At 63.1% G+C, this 5,135-nt stretch carries 5 protein-coding genes; 4 read left to right on the top strand and 1 reads right to left on the bottom strand.

Annotated features, from left to right (window positions below; all coding sequences use genetic code 11):
* Positions 1-220: 220 nt before the first annotated feature.
* Positions 221-1,237, bottom strand: coding sequence for a helix-turn-helix domain-containing protein (locus tag GOPIP_RS10460; RefSeq protein ID WP_005195135.1), 1,017 nt, complete (start codon positions 1,235-1,237; stop codon positions 221-223).
* Between the two features lie 100 nt (positions 1,238-1,337).
* Between GOPIP_RS10460 and GOPIP_RS10455 the strand changes: the two genes are divergently transcribed.
* Genes GOPIP_RS10455 through GOPIP_RS10440 form a run of 4 tightly spaced genes read left to right on the top strand, consistent with a single transcriptional unit; the run spans position 1,338 to position 4,942 of the window.
* Complete coding sequence (locus tag GOPIP_RS10455) at positions 1,338-1,658, top strand: 2Fe-2S iron-sulfur cluster-binding protein (protein WP_005195134.1); 321 nt, start codon at positions 1,338-1,340, stop codon at positions 1,656-1,658.
* A 25-nt stretch (positions 1,659-1,683) separates the two neighbouring features.
* Entirely contained in the window at positions 1,684-3,075 is a 1,392-nt protein-coding gene (locus GOPIP_RS10450) for a cytochrome P450 (RefSeq protein ID WP_005195133.1), read from the top strand.
* Positions 3,072-4,271, top strand: coding sequence for an NAD(P)/FAD-dependent oxidoreductase (locus GOPIP_RS10445; protein ID WP_005195132.1), 1,200 nt, complete (start codon positions 3,072-3,074; stop codon positions 4,269-4,271). The genes GOPIP_RS10450 and GOPIP_RS10445 overlap by 4 nt, the downstream gene beginning before the upstream one ends.
* Positions 4,268-4,942 carry a transglutaminase-like domain-containing protein gene (locus GOPIP_RS10440; protein ID WP_005195131.1) on the top strand — a complete coding sequence of 225 codons (675 nt, stop codon included), beginning with the start codon at positions 4,268-4,270 and terminating at the stop codon, positions 4,940-4,942. The genes GOPIP_RS10445 and GOPIP_RS10440 overlap by 4 nt, the downstream gene beginning before the upstream one ends.
* The last annotated feature ends 193 nt before the right edge of the window (positions 4,943-5,135 follow it).

Genomic DNA, 5,135 nt, shown 5'->3' with positions numbered 1-5,135 from the left:
GGCCATAACGGTGGCTAGAACGAACCGGCTGGTGTCCTCGGCGAGGCGGCAGACGTTGAGGTGTGGCTGAGAATTGCCGCGTAGGCGATGCTGGCTGACTTGTAACGACCGTGCGCTTCGGACGGGGCGGGCCCGGGTTACCGTATCGAAACGTTATGAACCAGTCGCGAAATTCGTTGTGGTGTAATCAGCTGACGCCCCGATTGGGCTGGTCGAGCATTCATGCGGCTGGCGGGCGTGCACGTCGAAGTCGAAACTGCGACGGGGAGCAGCCGACCCACCGAGCAAACGCATGAGAAAAGCTTGCGACGTCGCAGTACCCCAGTTCGGTAGCAATCTGGCCGATTCCGACGCCGGGATCGAGAAGTCGGAGGATGGCGTGCTCCTGCATGAATTGCTGTCGTAGGCGGCGCAGGGTGGTGCCCTCGGCGTGTAGGTGCCGTTTGAGTGTGCTTACCGATACCGACAGCTCTGCTGCGATCCGACTAGCGTTGACTCGAGCAGGGTCTGCATCAAACTGGGCTCGGACGCGCTGCGTGTACGAGTTGTGACGCCGCTGATCGCAGAGCCGTCGCAGTTCGGCGGTACCGATCCGGTAGGCGACGGGATCGGAAAAGCGGCACACCTCATGAAGCGCCTCGGCTGGTATGCGAACAAATGACGCTGGCGCATCGAAGACGACTCGATGCCCTATCTCTCCCACGTTCAGCGGCTCGGTCGGCGCCGGGCAGGTCAGGTGTAACTCTGCTGAGGACACATCTCCTGTGAGTATTTTCACCAGACGCAGAACGGTCAGGCCCCCATAAGTGACGGCAAAGCAGTCGGTACCCGCGCTGTCGGTGCGCCCTGCGAGACCGATGGTAAGACCACTGGCGCCATGATGAAAGTCCGCACTTAGCGCCGTCGAGATCAACGGCAGAAAACGAAGCAACTCGACGATGTCAACGACCGACCCGGCACTGACCAGCGGCAGGCTCAGTGGACCGAAGGAGGTCAGCTGAGCGTGCTCAGCGAATGCGAGGCCCAGCCGAAACCCGTCGTGCGGCCCCATCGTCGGATACACGTCATGAAACCATTGCATCGGCACCTGCGCTTCTTGCGTGATCAACGTTCTGAGGTCGGTGCCCTCCTGGGCCATTATCCGACCGAATGCGCTCGTCGCCTCCGTGCCCAGCGCACCGCTGTCGAGAAGCTGTGCAAACGCCAACGGGGGCACACCGGATTCACCGAGGGTCACGTGAGCCAGATTAACAACAGATTGCGACGTTCACACATGGATCGGTCGGGATCCGCACATTCACACTCAAGGGGAACCTCATACGTGCAAGGAGGTGGCCATGGCCACGATCACATACATCACCCACGATGGAGACGACTACGAAGCCGATCTCGTGGAGGGGAAGTCGCTCATGCAGACCGCCGTCGACGAAGCCGTCCCCGGCATCGACGGTGATTGTGGTGGCGAAGCGGCCTGCGGTACGTGTCACGTCATTGTCGACCCGGCGTGGATCAAGACCGTCGGGCGCAGCGGCGAGGGCGAGGAAGAGATGCTGAGCATGCATCCGGAACGGGAAGGAACCTCGCGGCTGTCCTGCCAGATGATCGCGACTGAGGAGTGGGACGGCCTGACTGTTCGCCTCCCGGAATTCCAACTCTGACCCGCAACGACGAAGGAATGCAATCATGAGCATCGCAGCCACCGTCGCCGAGAAGGCGCAATCAATGATCCCGATCGACCTTCAGATCCGGGGGGCGCATGTCTATGACAAGACCCGCCGAATCGTCACAAGGACCGACGGCCAGAAGATCTTCACCGAGACCCCGATCCCGCCGGTGGACGAGGTCGATCTCGCCGAAATCGACCTGAGTAACCCGTTCCTGTATCGCCAGGGTATGTGGCGCTCGTACTTCGAGCGTGTCCGCAACGAGGCGCCGGTGCACTTCCGTTCGGAGAGCCCCTTCGGTCCGTTCTGGTCGGTCACGCGACACGCCGACATCATCGCGGTCGACAAGAATCACGAGGCGTTCTCCGCCGAACCGTTCATCATCATCGGCAGGCCCCCGCGTTTCATGGACATCGCGATGTTCATCGCGATGGATCCGCCCCGGCACGACAAGCAGCGCGCCGCAGTGCAGGGCGTGGTGGCTCCGAAGAACCTTCGTGAGATGGAGGGGCTCATCCGCGCGCGCGTCCGCGAAGTCCTCGACGGCCTCCCACTCAACGAGCCGTTTGACTGGGTCCAGACTGTGTCGATCGAACTCACTGCACGCATGCTCGCGACGCTACTTGACTTCCCTTACGACAAGCGGCACAAGCTGGTCGAATGGTCCGACCTCGCGACCTCGATGGAGCAGGCCAACGGCGGCCCCTCGGACAACGACAGGGTCTTCCGTGAGATGGTCGCGATGGCGCAAGGCCTGAGTTCGCTGTGGCGGGACAAGGCGGCACGTACCGTGGCCGGCGAAGAGCCTGGCTTCGACCTCATCACCATGCTGCAAAGCAACGAGGACACCAAGAACCTCCTCGACGATCGCCCCATGGAGTTCCTCGGTAACCTCGTGCTGCTGATCGTCGGCGGCAATGACACGACCCGCAACTCCATGAGCGGCGGAGTGCTGGCCCTCAACGAATACCCCGAGCAGTTCGAGAAGCTCAAGGCCAACCCCGACCTCATCCCCAACGCGGTGTCGGAGATCATCCGCTGGCAGACCCCTCTTGCTTACATGCGCAGGGTCGCCAAGAAGGACGTCATGCTCGGCGGCCAGTTCATCCGCAAGGGTGACAAGGTGGTGATGTGGTACGCCTCGGGCAACCGAGACGAGCGCGTCTTCGAGCGTCCAGACGAGCTCATCATCGACCGGGCCAACGCCCGCAACCACATCGCGTTCGGTTTCGGTGTACACCGCTGCATGGGCAACCGGCTCGCCGAGCTCCAGCTACGCATCCTGTGGGAGGAGCTCCTCCCTCGCTTCGACAACATCGAGGTGGTGGGTGAGCCGGAGTACGTGCAATCGAACTTTGTCCGTGGGATCAGCAAGATGATGGTTCGCCTGACCCCCAAGGGGGAAATGTGACGGCTGATCAGGTCGTCATCCTCGGCGCGAGCCACGCCGGCGTCCAACTCGCGGGCGCTCTCCGAAAGGAGAAATGGGCCGGGGATGTCTTGCTGATCGGCGACGAGGGCAGGCTCCCCTACCAGCGTCCACCGCTGTCCAAGGCATACCTGGCAGGTGCATCACAGCTTGATGACTGCGCGATCCGCGGACGTCAGTTCTACGACAAGCAGCGGATCGAGCTCGTGGACGGAACGGCGACGGCGATCAACCGTTCCGCGCACACCGTCACCCTCAACAGTGGAGACGTGGTGTCTTACGCCACGCTGGCACTGTGCACCGGCGCGCGCGCCCGCGCGCTGACCGTTCCGGGCGCCGAGTTGACGGGCGTCCACTACTTGCGCACCGCCACCGACGTCGAGGCCATCCGTGCCGCGGTGGTGCCAGGTTGCCGGGCCGTCATCGTCGGCGGCGGCTATATCGGCCTGGAGACGGCCGCCTCACTTCGAGCTCAGGGTGTGGACGTCACTGTTCTCGAGGCTGCGGAACGCGTGCTCGAGCGGGTGACCGCGCCGGTGGTCTCGAGGTTTTTCGACCGTACCCACCGGACCGAGGGTGTCGATGTTCGCACCAGCGCGTTGGTCGAGGGTTTTCGCGGGGAGGGGCGAGTCGAAGAGGTGGTGCTCGCCGACGGTGAGACCCTGGCCGCGGACCTCGTCATCGTCGGTGTCGGCATCATTCCCAACACGGATCTCGCGGTCGCCGCGGGCCTCGAGGTTGACGACGGAGTCATCGTCGACGACCATGCACGCACCAGCGACCCCGACATCGTCGCCGCCGGCGACTGCGTCAACCAACGGATCGCACGGTACGACAGGCGCGTCCGCCTCGAATGTGTGGCGGCCGCCACCGAGCAGGCCAAGGTCGCGGCAGCGACCATCTGCGGCAACGAAGCCGGTCTCACCGCGCTGCCTTGGTTCTGGTCCGATCAATACGATCTGAAGCTGCAGATCGCCGGGCTCAACACCGGGTACGACGAGGTACTGGTCAGCGGTGACCCTGACCACGACCGTGACTTCACCTGTTACTACTTCAACGACGGCGAGCTGATCGCCGCGGACTGCGTCAACAGACCCAAGGATTTCATGAACGCGAAGCGTACGATCGCACAGCGTTCGTCGCTCGACAGGTCCGAACTGATCGGAGCCACACCATGACCACATCACCCGCGGCAGCGGAAAGGCCGGCGGCGGCGCTCACAGCATCGACCTTCCTCGACATCCATCACGCGACCGTGCAGGCCTTCACCCAAGACGCGGTCGGCGACGCGGACACCGATCGCGAGAAGGCGCGGCGCCTCTTCGCCGCAGTCCGAGACCAGATCCGTTACGACCCCTACACCGTCTCTGACAAGCCCGATCATTACCGGGCCAGCCATGTCATCGAGTCCGGACGTGGGTACTGCGTACCCAAAGCGGTCGTACTGACAGCCGCGTTCCGCGCGGCAAACATACCGGCCCGGCTCGGCTTCGCTGATGTACGCAATCATCTGCAGACCGACGCGCTGCGCGAACTCATGGGAACCGACGTCTTCGTATATCACGGATACAGCCACGTCTACATCGAGGGGCGCTGGTTGAAAGCTACACCCGCGTTCAACATTGAATTGTGCACTCGATTCGGGGTCCCACCTATCGACTTCACCGGCGATCGCGACGCGTTGTTTCACGCGCACGCGGCGGACGGCTCCGCGCACATGGAGTACGTGCACGAACGCGGCGTCTACAACGACTTGCCCCTCGAGGAAATCCTGGCGGGCCTGCGGCATGCCTACGGCCCTCTGATCTTCTCGGGACGGCCAGCTCCGTCCGACGCATTCCGCGCATAGTGTGCGCTCCGGCGGGCTACCGCCGCAGGTTACTGCCCGCTCGAACACCCGTGCCACCACCTGTCGGCCAGATCCCGTCGCACAGTGTCCACCACCACTAGGGAGACCATGACAATGTCCGAGTCATTGCTCGACACCTATCCACACCGAATGGGCGGCCATTGCGGCTCCAGCGCGATGCGCGACTTGATGG

Origin of the sequence: Gordonia polyisoprenivorans NBRC 16320 = JCM 10675, from assembly GCF_000241325.1 — a bacterium.
In the GTDB taxonomy this organism is placed as follows: domain Bacteria; phylum Actinomycetota; class Actinomycetes; order Mycobacteriales; family Mycobacteriaceae; genus Gordonia; species Gordonia polyisoprenivorans.
The sequence above is the reverse complement of the archived record's forward strand: the minus strand, read 5'-3'. Positions and strand labels throughout refer to the sequence as shown.

What these genes read in the sequence shown, in the direction of transcription:
- GOPIP_RS10450 (WP_005195133.1), top strand. Translation starts at nt 1,684, where the DNA reads ATGAGCATCGCAGCCACCGTCGCCGAGAAGGCGCAATCAATGATCCCG.
- GOPIP_RS10440 (WP_005195131.1), top strand. Translation starts at nt 4,268, where the DNA reads ATGACCACATCACCCGCGGCAGCGGAAAGGCCGGCGGCGGCGCTCACA.
- GOPIP_RS10455 (WP_005195134.1), top strand. Translation starts at nt 1,338, where the DNA reads ATGGCCACGATCACATACATCACCCACGATGGAGACGACTACGAAGCC.